Genomic DNA, 15,234 nt, shown 5'->3' with positions numbered 1-15,234 from the left:
GGCCGCTTCGCGCGCAGGCTCGCTCCCACAAGGGCAGTGCAAAACCCTGTGGGAGCGAGCCTGCTCGCGAATGGTCGCGAAGCGGGCACCGGGATTTCAATCAGGTACGGAAGCGGCGCACCAACCCATCCAGCTCATTCGACAACCCGGCCAGGCTCTGGGAATCCAGGCGCGCCGAGTTCGCCAGTTCCGCCACCAATTGCGCATCGCCATGGATCTGGCTGATGTGCCGGTTGATGTCTTCGGCCACTTGATGCTGTTGTTCCGCCGCCGTGGCAATCTGGGTGTTCATGTCGCGGATCACATCCACCGACTCGCGGATCTGCCCGAAACTGTTGCGCGCTTCGCCGATGCGCGTCACCGATTGCTGGGACACCTCCAGGCTCGCATGCATCTGCTGGGTCACCTGGCTGGTGCGCTTGGCCAGGTTGCCCAGCAGCCCGTCGATTTCTGCGGTGGAGTCGGCCGTGCGCTTGGCCAGCGCGCGTACTTCGTCGGCTACTACCGCAAAACCACGACCCTGTTCACCGGCCCGCGCCGCTTCGATGGCCGCGTTCAGTGCCAGCAGGTTGGTTTGCTCGGCGATTGAGCGAATGGTCCCCAGGATCGACTGGATATCATTGCTGTCGCGTTCCAGCTGTTGCATCGACTGCGCCGACTGTTCGATTTCCTGGCTCAGGCGATCGACACTGCTGACGGCCGCGTCAATCTGTTGCTGGCCTTCGCGGGCCTGGCGCTGCCCGCTGTCGGCGGACTCGGCCGCCTGGCTGCAGGAGCGCGCCACTTCGTTGGCGGTGGCGACCATTTCATGGAATGCCGTGGACACCATGTCCACCGCTTCACGCTGGCGCCCAGCGGCTTCGGCCATGTCGCTGGAGACCTGGGTCGAGCTCTTGGAGGTGGCCAGGATGCTGGTCGCGGCTCCACCGATGCTCTGGATCAGGTTGCGAATCGCGGTCAGGAACTGGTTGAACCAGTTGGCCAGTTGCGCGGTTTCGTCGCTGCCGCGGATTTGCAGGCTCTTGGTCAGGTCGCCTTCGCCCTGGGCGATGCCTTCCAGACCGTCGGCCACGCTGCGGATCGGTCGCACGATGACGCTGGCGAAACTGGCGCCGACAACGGCGAAAACCACGGCCAGTACCGCGGCGATGATGGCGATCAACCAGGTCAGTTGGGTGGCGGTGCTCATCACATCGCTCTGCTTGATCAAGCCGATGAAGGTCCAGCCCAACTGCTCGGACGGCCAGACGTTGGCCATGTAGCGCTCGCCATTGAGTTCAACCTCGACCAGGCCTTTGCCGGCCTTGGCCAGTTGCGCGTAGCCCTCGCCGAGGCTGCCCAGGGCTTTGAAGTTATGTTCCGGTTGTTTCGGGTCGACCAGCACGGTGCCGGAATTTTCCAGCAGCATCAGGTAGCCGGTCTCGCCGAGCTTGATCTGCTTGACCAGTTCGGTGAGCTGTTTGAGCGACACGTCGATGCTGACGACGCCACCGTTGGTGCCCAGCTTGTTGTCGATGGTGCGCACGGTGCTGACGTAGGACGTATCGTTTTCGGCCCAGTAATAGGCTTCGGTACGGAATGGCTTGCCCGGTTTGGCCTGGGCGGCCTTGTACCAGGGGCGCTGGCGCGGGTCGTAGTTGGCCAGTTTGGCATCGTCCGGCCACGACACGTAACCACCGGCCGCGGTGCCGAGGATGGCGTAGGCGTATGACGGATGGGCGTTGCCCAGGTCCTGCAGGAAGCCGAAGACTTTTTTGTCCATTTCCCCTTGGGGAATGCTGGCGGCGTTGGCGTTCATGTAGGTCTTGAGGCTGTCGTCGGAGTTCGTGATCAGCGGTTGCCTGGCCAGGTATTCGACGTTCTGGCTGATGCCGTCGAAAAACAGTTGCATCGCATTGCTGACCTGACGGATTTCGCGACCGCTGTTGTCGACGAATTCGTCCTTGGCATCGCTGCGCAAGTTCAGCACGACGAGGGTGGCGACCAGCACCACCGGCAAGCAGGCGATGATTGCAAACGCCCAGGTCAGTTTCTGTTTGATGTTCATCCGCGCTCCAGATTTTCTTGTAGGCCCACGCAGTGCAGATGACTCGCGGTTTTTTGGCAGCCGTAAACGTAATGGATCCCTGTTCCCTGAATGCGGCATCGTTATTGTTGTAAAAACGATTGTCGGACAAATCACTTTGTCACTTAGGACTTCGGCTGTTGCCTGCGGAAATTGAGGGCTGTTTTGAAAAATGACACGAACGGTACGTCGGCACCCCCTCCCCCGAATGGATGGATTGCCGTATAACGAAGGACTTTCGCGTGTTTGGTAATAAAGGACCCACAATAAAAGCTGATGAAGACTCCAAAACGCATTGAACCCCTGATCGAGGACGGTCTGGTCGACGAGGTGCTGCGCCCACTCATGAGTGGTAAAGAAGCAGCTGTTTATGTGGTGCGCTGCGGCAACCAGTTACGTTGCGCGAAAGTCTACAAGGAGGCGAATAAACGCAGTTTTCGTCAGGCGGCCGAGTATCAGGAAGGCCGCAAGGTGCGCAACAGCCGACAGGCCCGGGCCATGGCCAAGGGCTCCAAGTTCGGTCGCAAGGAAACCGAAGACGCTTGGCAGAACGCCGAAGTGGCGGCGCTGTTTCGCCTGGCCAATGCCGGTGTGCGGGTACCCAAGCCCTATGACTTCCTTGAGGGCGTGCTGCTCATGGAACTGGTGGCCGACGAGTATGGCGATGCGGCACCGCGCCTGAACGACGTGGTGCTGGAGCCGGACCAGGCGCGCGAGTATCACGCGTTCCTGATTTCGCAGATCGTGCTGATGCTGTGTACCGGCCTGGTGCACGGTGACCTGTCCGAGTTCAACGTGCTGTTGACCCCGACCGGCCCGGTGATCATCGACTTGCCGCAAGCGGTTGACGCGGCGGGCAACAACCACGCGTTCAGCATGCTGGAGCGGGACGTGGGCAACATGGCGTCCTATTTCGGACGGTTTGCGCCAGAGTTGAAAAAGACTCGGTACGCCAAGGAAATGTGGGCTTTGTACGAGGCGGGCACTTTGCACCCGGCCAGCGTCCTGACTGGCGAATTCGACGAGCCGGAAGAGCTGGCCGACGTCGGCGGCATCATGCGCGAGATCGAGGCCGCGCGCCTGGATGAAGAGCGCAAGCAAGCGGCGCGTGCCGCAGACGACACGCCACCGGGCAAAACCGAAGAGCCGCCTCCGCCCTGGATGCAGTGATCGGTTTTTTGTAGGTGCACATGATCGTTCCCACGCTCTGCGTGGGAATGCCGCCAGGGACGCTCCGCGTTCCGCTTCTGAATGTGACGCAGAGCGTCACGGGATGCATTCCCACGCAGAGCGTGGGAACGATCGTGGGCGATACGGTGTGTCACAGGCGCTTAAATATTCGACGGTTCTGCACAACACCCCGACTCCAGGCTCTTGAGAATCGGACAATCCGGCCGATGATCGCCCTGACAATGCTCGACCAGATCCTGCAACGTATCGCGCAGCTGCCCCAACTCGCGGATTTTCTGGTTCAACTCGTCGATATGCTGGCGGGCCAGGGCCTTCACATCGGCACTGGCCCGCTGGCGATCCTGCCAGAGGGTCAGCAGCTTGCCGACTTCTTCCAGGGAAAACCCCAGGTCCCGAGAGCGCTTGATGAACGCCAGCGTATGCAGGTCGTCGTCGCTGTAGACCCGATAACCGCTGTCGGTGCGATGCGCCGCCTTGAGCAAGCCAATGGACTCGTAGTAACGGATCATCTTTGCGCTCAGGCCGCTATGGCGGGCCGCTTGGCCGATGTTCATCGCTTGTCCTCCAGATCCTCGGGTTTCCAGGTTTTCAACAGTAGCGCATTGCTCACCACGCTCACACTCGACAACGCCATTGCCGCACCGGCGAGTACTGGGTTGAGGAATCCGAAGGCCGCCAGCGGAATGCCGATCAGGTTATAGACAAAGGCCCAGAACAGATTCTGGCGGATCTTCGCGTAGGTCTTGCGGCTGATTTCCAGCGCCGCGGGCACCAATCGCGGATCGCCGCGCATCAGGGTGATCCCGGCGGCGTGCATGGCCACGTCGGTACCGCCTCCCATGGCAATGCCGATATCCGCCGCGGCCAATGCCGGCGCATCGTTGATGCCGTCGCCAACCATCGCCACCACACCGGTTTTCTTCAGCATGGCGACTTCGGCGGCTTTGTCTGCCGGCAGCACTTCGGCGTGTACATTCGTGATGCCCAGTGCATCGGCGACCACTTTGGCGCTGCCTCGGTTGTCGCCGGTCAGCAAGTGGCTGCTGATATGGCGTGCGCTGAGTTGTTGCACGGCTTGCAGCGCGCCAGGCTTGAGCGTGTCACCGAAAGCGAACAATCCCAGTACTCGCGGTGCAGGGCTTTGCTCGATCAGCCAGGACAGGGTCCGGCCTTCGGCTTCCCAGGCAGTTGCCGAATCGGCCAATTCACCTGTGCGCAATCCGCTTTCTTCCAATAGACGTCGATTACCCAGTGCCAGCCTACGGCCCTCAAGACTGCCGGCAATGCCGCGCCCTGTCAGGGACTGACTGTCGCTGACATCGGCCACGATCAGACCGCGTTGTGCGCACTCATCCAGCACAGCCTTGGCCAGCGGATGCTCACTGCCACGTTGCAAGGCGCCGGCCAGTTGCAGCAGGGCGGTTTCGTCACCCTCGATGGCGCTCAAGTGGGCGATGCGCGGGGTGCCAGAGGTCAGGGTGCCGGTTTTGTCGAACACCACTGCACTGACTTCATGGGCGCGTTCCAGCGCTTCGGCGTCCTTGATCAGAATCCCATGCCGCGCCGCCACCCCGGTGCCGGCCATGATCGCCGTCGGCGTGGCCAGGCCCAGGGCACAAGGGCAGGCGATTACCAGCACCGCCACGGCATTGATCAGCGCGGTTTCCAGTGGCGCGCCGTACAGCCACCAGCCAATCAGGGTAGCGAGTGCCAGCAGCAGCACAACCGGCACGAAGATCTGGCTGACTTTATCCACCAATTTCTGGATCGGGGCCTTGGCCGCCTGAGCGTCCTCAACCAGTCGAATGATGCGAGCCAGCACCGTTTCCGCGCCAAGTGCCTGAGTGCGTACCAGCAGGCGACCTTCACCATTGATCGCGCCGCCCGTGACCTTGTCACCGGGTTGCTTGGGCACCGGCAGGCTTTCGCCGCTGATCAGCGCTTCGTCGGCATGGCTCTGGCCGTCGACCACTTCACCGTCCACCGGAAAGCGTTCGCCGGGTTTGACCAGTACCAGGTCATTGAGGCGCAAGGCGCTGATGGCGACTTCCTGCTCACGGCCGTCGACGACCTGGATCGCCCGCTCCGGGCGCAGCGCTTCCAGGGCGCGAATGCCGCTGGCAGTCTGGCGTTTGGCGCGGCTTTCCAGGTACTTGCCCAACAACACCAGGGCAATCACTACAGCCGAGGCTTCGAAATACAGGTGCGGCATGCGCCCGGCGGCGGTGGCCCATTCGTACACGCTCAAGCCATAACCGGCACTGGTGCCCAGCGCGACCAGCAGATCCATGTTGCCAGCGCCGGCACGCACGGCTTTCCAGGCGGCTACATAAAACCGTGCGCCAAAGATGAATTGCACCGGCGTGGCCAAGGCGAACTGCGCCCAGGCCGGAAGCATCCAGTGCACGCCGAACGGTTGCAGCAACATCGGCAAAACCAGGGGCAAGGCGAGGGCGATGGCTGCGATCAAGGCCCAGCGCTCGCGGTACAGTCGGGTTTGCTGCGTGTCGATATGTGGCTGATCGTCTTGCCAGACGCTGGCGACGTAACCGGCCTTGGTCACGGCACCGATCAGGGCTTGCGGATCGACTTGCCCGAACAGTTCCACATGAGCGCGTTCATTGGCCAGGTTAACGCTGACGCTCTTGACCCCCGCCACCTTGCTCAGTGCCCGTTCGACCCGGCCGACACAGGAGGCGCAGGTCATGCCGTCGATGCTCAATTCAAGGCGCTGCTGCGGCACGCTATAACCGGCTTTTTGCACGGCCTCCATCAAGGCCGGGAGACTGTCGACCGGCGCTTGAACCCGGGCCTGCTCGGTGGCCAGGTTGACGCTGACGGCACTGGCGCCGACGACTTTGCTCAAGGCGCGCTCGACACGCCCGGCGCAGCTGGCACAGGTCATGCCGGCAATTGGCAGATCGAAAGTAATGGATTCGGACATCGGTCACGCTCCCTGTAGTAGTTGCCTACAGGATCAACCTTGCCATGCTGGCAAGGTCAAGCACCAAGATCAAAGTGCGATATCAACCTTGTAGGAGCGAGCCTGCTCGCGATGAACCCGAGAGCGCCGCGGGGTGTCAGGTTTCCAGCGTTATCGTTGACGACCTTCGTCGGAACGCCGCCCGGAGCATGCTCGCTCCTACAGGGGGATGTTTCAGTATCCGAGGCCTGCGCGCTTGAGATACATCCCATCCTGTGTCATCGCAATCCGGTATTTCAACATATCACCGGCCCTGAGCTGGATGTCTTGCGAACCCGGCGCCAACATGCCCGGGTTACACCCCGGCGCCTGGCCCGGCAGCAACTTCAAGCGCAGCGACACATTGCCCGGTGGCAAGTTGAACGAGGTGCTCTGCTCCTGGAACAGCCGCGCCGCCAGCTGGTCCTGGATGTACACGCCGATTTCGCAGCTGGTTGCGACTTCCAGGCGCTCGCGGGAAATGATCAGCACGCCATAATCCTCACCGGCGGCATTGACCGGGGCTGTGGCGGTGAAAAGGCTGAGCAGGCCTAACAGGCTGAAAGCTGACCAGCGCATGGCTGAATCTCCTGGGATCAAGTCGTAGATGCACGCAGCTTGGACGAGCGCGAAGCCGATTGCCAGCCCGGCAGGTCACTTCGGAACTTGACCTTGCCATGGGGGCAAGCTCGAGACTGTAGCTCACCTCATTCAAACACCTCAGTAAAGGAGTCATCCATGCAAGTGTTTAACGTTGAAGGCATGTCCTGCGGTCACTGCGTCAAGGCGATCACCCAGGCTGTGCAGGCCAAGGACCCGGCCGCGAGTGTGCGGGTCGACCTGGCGGCCAGGGAAGTCGGCGTCGAGAGTGCATTGAGCGCCGAGCAAGTGATCGAGCTCATCAGTGAAGAAGGCTACCGCGTGAAGCTGGCCTGAATTTTTTAATAGTTAGCGAGCTAACTTAATGTTCAAGGCGTCCATGCGCGGCTAGACTGTCGGGCTGCCGACTTCTGTCCCATTGGATGCCTGATGAATTTTCGCACAATCCTGATTCTTGGCGCCTTGAGCGCTTTCGGTCCTCTGGCGATCGATTTTTATCTGCCGGCGTTCCCGGCAATGGCGCTCGCCTTCGGCACCGACGAAAAACACGTTCAGCTGACATTGGCCGCCTATTTCCTCGGCTTGTCCATTGGTCAGCTGGCTTACGGCCCGGTGGCTGATCGGTTCGGGCGACGCATGCCGTTGCTGATTGGGGTCGGGCTGTTTACCGCCGCTTCGTTGGCGTGCGCGTATGCACCGAGCCTGGAGTGGCTGATCGGTGCGCGGTTCATCCAGGCACTGGGTGGTTGCGCAGGGATGGTGATCTCGAGGGCTGTGGTCAGCGACAAATGCGATGCGGTGGGCTCGGCAAAAGTCTTTTCGCAATTGATGCTGGTGATGGGGTTGGCGCCGATTCTTGCACCGATGCTCGGCGGTTTGCTGGTCAACACCACTGGCTGGCAGTCGATCTTCCTCGCGCTGACTGGTTTCAGTGCCCTGGCAGGGCTGGCCGTGGCACTGGGCCTGCCAGAAAGCATGCCCGCCCATTTGCCACGCCAACCCTTGGCGGGGGCGTTGCGCCAGTACGCACGTTTGCTCAAGGACCCGGTATACCTCGGCCATGCCCTGACGGGCGGTATCGCCATCGCCGGCATGTTCTCCTACATCGCCGGGTCGCCGTTCATCTTCATCAAGCTCTATGGCGTTCCGGCTGAACATTTTGGCTGGTTCTTCGGTGCCAACGCGGCGGGGTTCATCCTCGTGGCCCAAGTCAACGCGCGACTGTTGGCCAAGCGTGGTCCGGCGTTCCTGCTGACACGCACAGTGTGGATCTACCTCGGAGCCGGCCTGGCGTTGCTCGCCGTCAGTGCGCTGCACACCGCACAGCTTTGGCCGCTGCTGATTCCATTATTCGTCTGTATCGCCAGCCTCGGTTGCATTCTTCCCAATGCCTCGGCCTGCGCGATGAACGGCCAGGGTGCCCGCGCCGGCAGTGCTTCGGCCATGCTCGGGTGCCTGCAATTCAGTGTCGCAGCAGGCGCTGCGGCGCTGGTCGGTGTGTTGCACGACGGCACCGCCATGCCGATGGCCATGGTCATCAGCCTGTGCGGGATTCTGGTGGTGAGCGCGGCGCTGCTCACCCGACGTATACAAAATGCCCGGGCGTTGGTGCAAGTCCAGGTTTGAGGACTGACTCAGCCAACAGCGCGCTGTTGGCGGTCGGGTATCTGGTGCGGGGCGTGTAGGCGCGCTTCAAGGGTATTGGTGAAGGCGCGGGCTTCGGCTTCGCTGCGGAAGGTGACGGCATGTTGATCCAGGCGAACCTGCCACTGGGACTTTGCCAATTCTTTTATCAGGATCTTCATTACTGACCTCCTCAAGTAAAAGATTTCTCGCAGAGGCTTCGATTGTAGTCCTGAATACGAGCGCGATTGTGACAAGGCTCAACTCTCGGACTGACGGTTTGTAACAAAAAACATCGCAGTCCGAGAGCAGCCTTCGGCAGCTCCTGCAGTCGCTTAAAACCCTTCCAGCACAATCTTGCCCTTGGATTTTCCGCTTTCCAGCAGTGCATGGGCACGCCGCAGGTTCGCCGCGTTGATGATGCCGAAATGTTCGCCAACCGTGGTTTTCAGAGTGCCGGCGTCGATCAGCTCGGCTACCCGGTTGAGCAATTTGTGCTGTTCAATCATGTCCGCGGTTTCGAACAGTGAGCGGGTGTACATGAACTCCCAGTGCAGTGACAGGCTCTTGCGCTTGAGCTTGGTCACGTCGAGGCTTTTCGGGTCGTCGATCAGTGCCAGCTTGCCTTGTGGTGCCAACGCCTCGACCAGTTGATCCAGGTGATGATCGGTTTGGGTCAGGCTGGCGACATGGGTCACCTGATCGATGCCGGCCTGTTTGAGGGCCTGTGCCAGTGGCTGGCTGTGATCGATCACCTGATCGGCTCCCAGCGCTTTCACCCAGCTTTGGGTCTGCGGGCGCGAAGCGGTACCGATCACATTCAGGCCCGTGAGCTGTTTGGCCAGTTGCGTGAGGATCGAACCGACGCCGCCGGCCGCACCGACGATCAACAGGCTCTGGCCTTCAACGGTCTTGCCTTCGTGCACCTGCAGGCGCTCGAACAGCAACTCCCACGCGGTAATGGCCGTCAACGGCAGGGCGGCGGCCTCGGCGAAACCCAGGGTGTTCGGCATATGGCCGACGATTCGTTCATCCACCACGTGCAGCTCGCTGTTACCGCCGGCACGGGCGATGGAGCCGGCGTAGAAGACCTTGTCGCCGGCCTTGAACAATGTCACTTCGCTGCCGACCGACTTGACCACGCCGGCCACGTCCCACCCCAGCACTTTAGCCGCGCCGGCTTCAGGCTGGACGTTCTGCCGGACCTTGGTGTCCACCGGGTTCACCGAGATGGCCTTGACCTCCACCAGCAGGTCGCGGGGGCCAGCGACTGGCTCCGGCAGTTCGATGTCTTGCAGGGCGTTTTCATCGCTGATCGGCAACGAGGCGTAGTAGGCAACGGCTTTCATTGGAAGGCTCCCAAATAACTATCTGAATTAAGATTCGATGAGATGGATGATTGGCTATTTCTAAGGAAGATAAAACCCGCTAAAAGAGCAGTCTCTTTCAATGTTTTTTTGATAATGAAGGCTCACATGCTGCGGTTCGATGATTTGCAGTTGTTCGTCCGTGCGGCGGACCTGGGCAGCCTGTCCGCGGCCGCACGGGGCATGGACATGTCGGCAGCAGTGGCGAGCGCGGCGTTGAAGCGCATCGAACAGCAACTGGGCGCCCGCCTGCTGGCCCGCTCGACCCGCAGCCTGCGCCTGACCGCAGAAGGCGAAGGTTTTCTGGAGTACGCTCGGGCGGCCTTGAGTCATCTCGACGAAGGCCGGCGTCTGTTGGCCAGCGGACAGGATCAGGTCAGCGGCGTCTTGCAGCTGTCCGCGCCTTCGGACTTTGGGCGCAACCTGCTGCTGCCCTGGCTGGATGAGTTTCAGCGCGAGCACCCGAAGCTAACCGTGCGCTTGCTGCTGGGCGACCGCATCGCCGATCTGTTCCGCCAGCCAGTGGACATCGCCCTGCGCTACGGCGAGCCGGAAGATTCCAGCCTGGTGGCGCTACCCATCGCCCCACACAATCGTCGAGTGCTGTGTGCCGCGCCCGAATACCTCGCCCGGCGTGGCGAGCCACGCCAACTGGAGCAACTGGCCCAGCACAATTGCCTGCTGTTCATGCTGGGCAGCCGGGTTCACGATCACTGGAGTTTTCATGACGGCAAGCGCGAGGTCGGCCTGACCGTCGGTGGCGATCGTTTCAGTGACGATGCCGATGTCGTGCGCCTGTGGGCGCTGGCAGGGGCCGGGATCGCTTACAAATCCTGGCTTGATGTGGCCAACGATGTGTTAGCGGGGCGCTTGAAAGTGCTGATGCCGGAACTGCTCTGTGAGCGCGCACCGCTGAATCTGTTGTGCGCCCATCGCGCACAGTTGAGTAAGCCGGTGAACCTTTTGCGGGAAATGCTTGCCAGCCGATGCGCCCATTTGAGTAGTCATTTTCCGGGATTATCGGGTTTCGATCATTAGTCTCAGGCAAAAAGCGAAATTTCCCTCAGGAACTATCAGCATCGGCGGTTTGCGGGGGGCAGGATCTGGCGGCCAACCGGCCTATACTGATGCTTGCCTGGTGAACGCACCACCGATCGCAAGGGCGAGCCCGGTTTATGGCAGTTTCCACGTTTGGCCGACAGCACATGACGGGTCAAGATATCTCTGAGCAGCAGGACGATACGATTCAACAGGGAGTGAATACATGGAACATGCACCTTGCATCAGCCAGATAGCCACGTTGCTGGCTGACCCGAAGCGCAGCGCAATGATGTGGGCCTTGATGGACGGATCGGCTCGACATACTGAAGAATTGGCATTGATGGCCGGGCTGTCACCGTCTTCGGCGAGTGCGCACCTGGCGCGGTTGTCCGCCGGAGGCCTGTTGAAAGTAGAAACCCGTGGGCGAAAGCGCTTCTTCCGCCTGACAGCACCCGAAATCGGTGCCGCGATCGAAGCCCTGGCCAGCGCCACGCTGGCCAGCACACCGCAGGATATCCCGGACATATTCAAACGCGCCGCCCCCTTGGCCAAACCTCAGCCGAGGGGTTCATCGCTGTTGCGTGCGCGGCTGTGTGAGGACCACTTGGGTGGCACCCTGGCCGCCGATCTGTACCAGCGCCTGCTGGAGGCCGGCTGGATCGAGCAGTTCGACCAGCGGGTCACGATCACCCTCAAGGGCTCGACGCAGCTGGCGTCACGCGGTGTCTTCATTCAGGCGCTGGCCCATCGCAACGGCAAGGTTGCCTGTGCGTGTCCCGACTGGAGCGAAAGACGGCCGCACCTGGGCGGTGCCTTGGGTGCGGCGTTGCTGCAGCTGTTCATGCAGTCCGGTTGGCTGAACTTGCCCGTGGATTCTCGTGCCCTGCAGCTTACCGCCGCCGGGCAGAAAGAAATTCACCGTTTCGCCAGGCAGACCGAGCTGGAAATGGCCTTGTAGGAGACCCGGTAGATATCAGGGTTTGACCAACCGGGCATCCAGGCTGTTTTGCGCCAGGCGTTTGGCCTGGTCCTGGGTCATGCCCAGGTCGGTATACAGGGCATGGAAGTTTTCGGTGACGTAACCGCCGAAGTACGCCGGGTCATCGGAGTTCACGGTCACTTTCACGCCACGCTCGAGCATGTCGAGAATATTGTGCTGCGACATGTGATCAAACACACAGAGCTTGGTGTTGGACAGTGGGCACACGGTCAGCGGGATCTGCTCATCGATGATGCGCTGCATCAAGCGCTCGTCTTCGATGGCGCGCACGCCATGGTCGATGCGCTGGATTTTCAACAGGTCGAGGGCTTCCCAGATGTACTCGGGTGGGCCTTCTTCACCGGCGTGGGCGACCGTCAGGAAACCTTCGCCACGGGCGCGGTCGAACACGCGTTGAAATTTGCTCGGTGGGTGCCCCATCTCGGAGCTGTCCAGGCCCACGGCGACAAACGCATCGCGGAACGGCAGCGCCTGGTCGAGGGTCTTCTGCGCCTGCTCTTCGCTCAAATGGCGCAGGAAGCTCAAAATCAAACCGCTGGTGATTCCCAGTTGTTGCTCACCGTCCTTCAACGCTGCGGCGATGCCATTGAGCACCACTTCGAATGGAATGCCACGGTCGGTGTGGGTCTGCGGGTCGAAGAACGGTTCGGTGTGAATCACGTTCTGCGCCTTGCAGCGCAAGAGATAGGCCCAGGTCAGGTCGTAGAAATCCTGGGAAGTGCGCAGCACGTCGGCACCCTGGTAGTACAGGTCGAGGAATTCTTGCAGGTTATTGAAGGCGTAGGCCTTGCGCAGGGTTTCGACATCGCTCCACGGCAGGGCGATCTTGTTGCGTTCGGCCAGGGCAAACAGCAGTTCGGGTTCCAGCGAACCTTCCAGGTGCAGGTGCAGTTCGGCCTTGGGCAGGGCGTTCAGCCAGTCGTACATAATTCTGTTCTCATCAGGTGCAATGGCGCCATTCTACAGATGCTCGTCGCAACAATTGATAAAACCTGACCAGGCGGTTCATTCCACCGCCTCCTGTTCCCGTCGATAAGCGTAGGTATCGGCGAAACGTGAGAGTAGGAACTGGGCGCAAGTGGTGGCCGGGTATTTCGCCGCCTGCTGTTCATCCTGGCATCCGGGCAGGCATTCGATGCGGGTATCGGGGTGCGGCTCGGCAAAGAATGGCATCGAGTAACGATCCACGCCCAATGGGCTGATCACCCTGTGCGGCGTTGACAGGTAACGGTCGTTGCTCCAGCGCGCCATCATGTCACCGAGATTGACCACGAACGTCCCTTCGATCGGCGGGGCATCGATCCATTCGCCTTTTACGTTCCTGACTTGCAAGCCACCGGCGGCATCCTGGTAGAGCAGGGTGATACAGCCGTAATCGGTGTGAGCGCCGGCGCCTTGTTGCTCCCGGGAAGTGGCGGTGTGTCGCGGCGGGTAGTGAATCATGCGCAATACGCTGACCGGTTCACGAAAGCGCGTGTCGAAAAAATCCCGCTCGATGCCGAGCGCCAACGTCATTGCCCGCAACAAGGTTTGCGCAAGTGCCTGCATGTCGACGTAGTGTTGCTCCATCAGCGCCTCCCAACCCGGCATCGATGGATGGCGGTTGGGGCCGCGCAACGGTTTTTCTGCCAGCACATCGGGATGGTCGAGCGGCAGGTGCAGGCCCATGTCGAAAGTTTCTTTCAGGTCGCTGGGTTTACTCGGGTCCAGTTGTTCGGTGGCAATAGCGCCATAGCCGCGATGGTGACGGGTCTGGGTGATATCGATCTTGAGCTTCTCGGCAGTTGGCATGGCGAAGAAACGCTTGGCGCTGTCGAGCACGGCGTCGATGCGCGCGGCGCTGATCGGGTGACCCTTGATGTAGAAAAAGCCCCATTCGCGGCAGGCGTGGTCGATTTGCTTTGCCACGGTTGCCCAGGCGCTTTGGTCGTCGGTGTAGAGCGGGGCGATGTCGATGATGGGAAGACTGTTCATACACAATCCTGAGAGCGTTGAAAATCCCTGTAGGAGCTGCCGCAGGCTGCGATCTTTTGATCTTGATCTGATAAAAAATCAAAAGATCGCAGCCTGCGGCAGCTCCTACACGGGGTGGGGTACTACTTGGGCATGTCCGCCTTCATGCCTTCCACGTAATAATTCATCGATGCCAGTTCCGTATTCGTCGCGCTGACACCCGCCGGTATTTTCTCGACCCCGGCCTGGTCCTTGATCGGCCCGGTAAACGGCTGCAACGTGCCGCTCTTGATGTCGGCGATGATCTGCTCCGCTTCAGTCTTCACCGCCGCCGGTACCAGGTCGCTGATCGGCAGTTCAACGGTGCCTTCCTTGAGGCCACCCCAGTAATCCTGGGTTTTCCAGCTGTGGTCGATCACGCTTTGGGTTGCTTGAAGGTAATGCGGCGCCCAGTCGTTGACGATGGAGGTCAGTACCGCCTTGGGGCCGAAGTGCGCCATGTCCGAAGCGTAGCCCACCGCATACACGCCGCGACGTTCAGCCGCCTGGATCGGCGCCGGGCTGTCGGTGTGCTGGAACACCACGTCCACGCCCTGGTCGATCAGCGCGTTGGCGGCATCGGCTTCCTTGCCCGGATCGAACCAGGAATTGACCCACACCACTTTGATTTCAGTGCCCGGGTTGTACTTGTTCAGGGCCAGTTGAATGGCGTTGATGTCGCGGATCACTTCCGGGATCGGGAACGAGGCGACGTAGCCGATCTTTTTGCTTTTGGTCATCTTTGCCGCAAGGAAACCGCCGACGTAGCGACCTTCATAAGTGCGCGCCAGGTAGGTGCCCAGGTTCTTGTCCTGCTTGTAGCCGGTGGCGTGTTCGAACGTCACATTGGGAAACTGTTTGGCGACCTTGAGTGTCGGGTTCATGTAGCCGAATGAGGTCGTGAAGATCAGGTCGTACTTGTCCTTGGCCATGTTGCGGATCACTCGCTCGGCGTCCGCGCCTTCGGCAACGTTTTCCACATAGTTGGTGGTGATTCGGTCGCCAAGCTTTTGCGCCAGTGCCTGGCGTCCCTGTTCATGCTGGTACGTCCAGCCGTGGTCACCGATAGGACCAATGTAGACAAAGCCTACTTTCAGTGGCTCAGCGGCAAAGGCGCCGAGGCTGATCCCGAGGCCGATGGCGGCGCACAGCAGTGTGTGCAGTGGACGTATTTGCATGAATTCGAACTCCCTTTTGTTGTGTGTGGAGAGGGTCAATGCAAAAGCCTGACCAACCGGACAACAAATGCCAGGGAAACCGTGTGATGGCTATCGCGAGCAGGCTCGCTCCCACATGGAAACGCGATTACCTGTGGGAGCGAGCCTGCTCGCGATGAGGGCTGCAAGGTCGAAAAAAGTGCATGACCTTAAAGAGGCGCCATCCACTGGTGCGC

The 15,234-nt window shown here is 60.7% G+C and carries 14 protein-coding genes and 1 pseudogene; 5 read left to right on the top strand and 10 right to left on the bottom strand.

Features of this window, described 5'->3' with window-relative positions:
* Positions 1–100: 100 nt before the first annotated feature.
* Together PG5_RS35250 and PG5_RS35245 are read right to left on the bottom strand one after the other, a co-directional pair.
* Entirely contained in the window at positions 101–829 is a 729-nt protein-coding gene (locus PG5_RS35250) for a methyl-accepting chemotaxis protein (RefSeq protein WP_370628334.1), read from the bottom strand.
* 129 nt (positions 830–958) lie between these two features.
* Positions 959–2,047, bottom strand: a pseudogene (locus tag PG5_RS35245) (cache domain-containing protein); the annotation flags it as partial.
* Between the two features lie 294 nt (positions 2,048–2,341).
* Between PG5_RS35245 and PG5_RS06720 the strand changes: the two are divergent.
* The gene (locus tag PG5_RS06720; protein ID WP_020796349.1) at positions 2,342–3,235 is read left to right on the top strand and encodes a PA4780 family RIO1-like protein kinase; all 894 of its coding nucleotides are present in this window, start codon (positions 2,342–2,344) and stop codon (positions 3,233–3,235) included.
* A 161-nt stretch (positions 3,236–3,396) separates the two neighbouring features.
* Here the strand turns inward: PG5_RS06720 and cueR are convergent, their stop codons facing one another.
* From cueR to PG5_RS06705, 3 genes are all read right to left on the bottom strand, one after another.
* Positions 3,397–3,810 carry a Cu(I)-responsive transcriptional regulator gene (gene cueR, locus PG5_RS06715; RefSeq protein ID WP_020796348.1) on the bottom strand — a complete coding sequence of 138 codons (414 nt, stop codon included), beginning with the start codon at positions 3,808–3,810 and terminating at the stop codon, positions 3,397–3,399.
* Positions 3,807–6,200: a heavy metal translocating P-type ATPase gene (locus PG5_RS06710; protein WP_020796347.1), complete on the bottom strand. Its 2,394-nt coding sequence runs from the start codon at positions 6,198–6,200 to the stop codon at positions 3,807–3,809. Before PG5_RS06710 ends, cueR begins: the two co-directional genes overlap by 4 nt.
* Before the next feature lie 213 nt (positions 6,201–6,413).
* Entirely contained in the window at positions 6,414–6,797 is a 384-nt protein-coding gene (locus PG5_RS06705; protein ID WP_020796346.1) for a hypothetical protein, read from the bottom strand.
* Positions 6,798–6,956: 159 nt separating this feature from the next.
* Here PG5_RS06705 and PG5_RS06700 point away from each other — a divergent pair, with 159 nt between their 5' ends.
* Positions 6,957–7,154, top strand: a complete 198-nt coding sequence (locus PG5_RS06700; protein WP_020796345.1) for a heavy-metal-associated domain-containing protein — start codon at positions 6,957–6,959, stop codon at positions 7,152–7,154.
* Positions 7,155–7,247: 93 nt separating this feature from the next.
* The gene (locus PG5_RS06695) at positions 7,248–8,444 is read left to right on the top strand and encodes a multidrug effflux MFS transporter (RefSeq protein ID WP_020796344.1); all 1,197 of its coding nucleotides are present in this window, start codon (positions 7,248–7,250) and stop codon (positions 8,442–8,444) included.
* An 8-nt stretch (positions 8,445–8,452) separates the two neighbouring features.
* Here the strand turns inward: PG5_RS06695 and PG5_RS34390 are convergent, their stop codons facing one another.
* Both PG5_RS34390 and PG5_RS06690 read right to left on the bottom strand, forming a co-directional pair.
* Positions 8,453–8,623, bottom strand: a complete 171-nt coding sequence (locus tag PG5_RS34390; RefSeq protein ID WP_008066222.1) for a hypothetical protein — start codon at positions 8,621–8,623, stop codon at positions 8,453–8,455.
* 153 nt (positions 8,624–8,776) lie between these two features.
* Entirely contained in the window at positions 8,777–9,790 is a 1,014-nt protein-coding gene (locus PG5_RS06690; protein ID WP_020796343.1) for a zinc-binding alcohol dehydrogenase family protein, read from the bottom strand.
* Between the two features lie 126 nt (positions 9,791–9,916).
* Here PG5_RS06690 and PG5_RS06685 point away from each other — a divergent pair, with 126 nt between their 5' ends.
* Both PG5_RS06685 and PG5_RS06680 read left to right on the top strand, forming a co-directional pair.
* Entirely contained in the window at positions 9,917–10,846 is a 930-nt protein-coding gene (locus PG5_RS06685; RefSeq protein WP_020796342.1) for a LysR family transcriptional regulator, read from the top strand.
* 226 nt (positions 10,847–11,072) lie between these two features.
* Complete coding sequence (locus PG5_RS06680) at positions 11,073–11,807, top strand: helix-turn-helix transcriptional regulator (RefSeq protein WP_020796341.1); 735 nt, start codon at positions 11,073–11,075, stop codon at positions 11,805–11,807.
* A gap of 15 nt (positions 11,808–11,822) precedes the next feature.
* Here PG5_RS06680 and PG5_RS06675 read toward each other — a convergent pair whose 3' ends face one another.
* The 3 genes from PG5_RS06675 to PG5_RS06665 all read right to left on the bottom strand — a co-directional run bounded on the left by PG5_RS06675 (position 11,823) and on the right by PG5_RS06665 (position 15,019).
* Positions 11,823–12,776, bottom strand: coding sequence for an adenosine deaminase (locus PG5_RS06675; protein ID WP_020796340.1), 954 nt, complete (start codon positions 12,774–12,776; stop codon positions 11,823–11,825).
* Between the two features lie 78 nt (positions 12,777–12,854).
* Positions 12,855–13,823, bottom strand: coding sequence for a 2-oxoglutarate and iron-dependent oxygenase domain-containing protein (locus PG5_RS06670; protein WP_020796339.1), 969 nt, complete (start codon positions 13,821–13,823; stop codon positions 12,855–12,857).
* A gap of 122 nt (positions 13,824–13,945) precedes the next feature.
* On the bottom strand, positions 13,946–15,019 hold the full coding sequence (locus PG5_RS06665; protein WP_020796338.1) for a BMP family ABC transporter substrate-binding protein: 1,074 nt from the start codon (positions 15,017–15,019) through the stop codon (positions 13,946–13,948).
* Positions 15,020–15,234 lie beyond the last annotated feature (215 nt).

Source organism: Pseudomonas sp. G5(2012), assembly GCF_000408945.1.
Classification (GTDB): Bacteria; Pseudomonadota; Gammaproteobacteria; order Pseudomonadales; family Pseudomonadaceae; genus Aquipseudomonas; species Aquipseudomonas umsongensis.
Note: the sequence above shows the minus strand (reverse complement) of the source record. Positions and strands in the feature narration are given on the sequence as shown.

What these genes read in the sequence shown, in the direction of transcription:
- PG5_RS35250 (WP_370628334.1), bottom strand. Translation starts at nt 829, where the DNA reads ATGGTGTCCACGGCATTCCATGAAATGGTCGCCACCGCCAACGAAGTG.
- PG5_RS06720 (WP_020796349.1), top strand. Translation starts at nt 2,342, where the DNA reads ATGAAGACTCCAAAACGCATTGAACCCCTGATCGAGGACGGTCTGGTC.
- cueR (WP_020796348.1), bottom strand. Translation starts at nt 3,810, where the DNA reads ATGAACATCGGCCAAGCGGCCCGCCATAGCGGCCTGAGCGCAAAGATG.
- PG5_RS06710 (WP_020796347.1), bottom strand. Translation starts at nt 6,200, where the DNA reads ATGTCCGAATCCATTACTTTCGATCTGCCAATTGCCGGCATGACCTGT.
- PG5_RS06705 (WP_020796346.1), bottom strand. Translation starts at nt 6,797, where the DNA reads ATGCGCTGGTCAGCTTTCAGCCTGTTAGGCCTGCTCAGCCTTTTCACC.
- PG5_RS06700 (WP_020796345.1), top strand. Translation starts at nt 6,957, where the DNA reads ATGCAAGTGTTTAACGTTGAAGGCATGTCCTGCGGTCACTGCGTCAAG.
- PG5_RS06695 (WP_020796344.1), top strand. Translation starts at nt 7,248, where the DNA reads ATGAATTTTCGCACAATCCTGATTCTTGGCGCCTTGAGCGCTTTCGGT.
- PG5_RS34390 (WP_008066222.1), bottom strand. Translation starts at nt 8,623, where the DNA reads ATGAAGATCCTGATAAAAGAATTGGCAAAGTCCCAGTGGCAGGTTCGC.
- PG5_RS06690 (WP_020796343.1), bottom strand. Translation starts at nt 9,790, where the DNA reads ATGAAAGCCGTTGCCTACTACGCCTCGTTGCCGATCAGCGATGAAAAC.
- PG5_RS06685 (WP_020796342.1), top strand. Translation starts at nt 9,917, where the DNA reads ATGCTGCGGTTCGATGATTTGCAGTTGTTCGTCCGTGCGGCGGACCTG.
- PG5_RS06680 (WP_020796341.1), top strand. Translation starts at nt 11,073, where the DNA reads ATGGAACATGCACCTTGCATCAGCCAGATAGCCACGTTGCTGGCTGAC.
- PG5_RS06675 (WP_020796340.1), bottom strand. Translation starts at nt 12,776, where the DNA reads ATGTACGACTGGCTGAACGCCCTGCCCAAGGCCGAACTGCACCTGCAC.
- PG5_RS06670 (WP_020796339.1), bottom strand. Translation starts at nt 13,823, where the DNA reads ATGAACAGTCTTCCCATCATCGACATCGCCCCGCTCTACACCGACGAC.
- PG5_RS06665 (WP_020796338.1), bottom strand. Translation starts at nt 15,019, where the DNA reads ATGCAAATACGTCCACTGCACACACTGCTGTGCGCCGCCATCGGCCTC.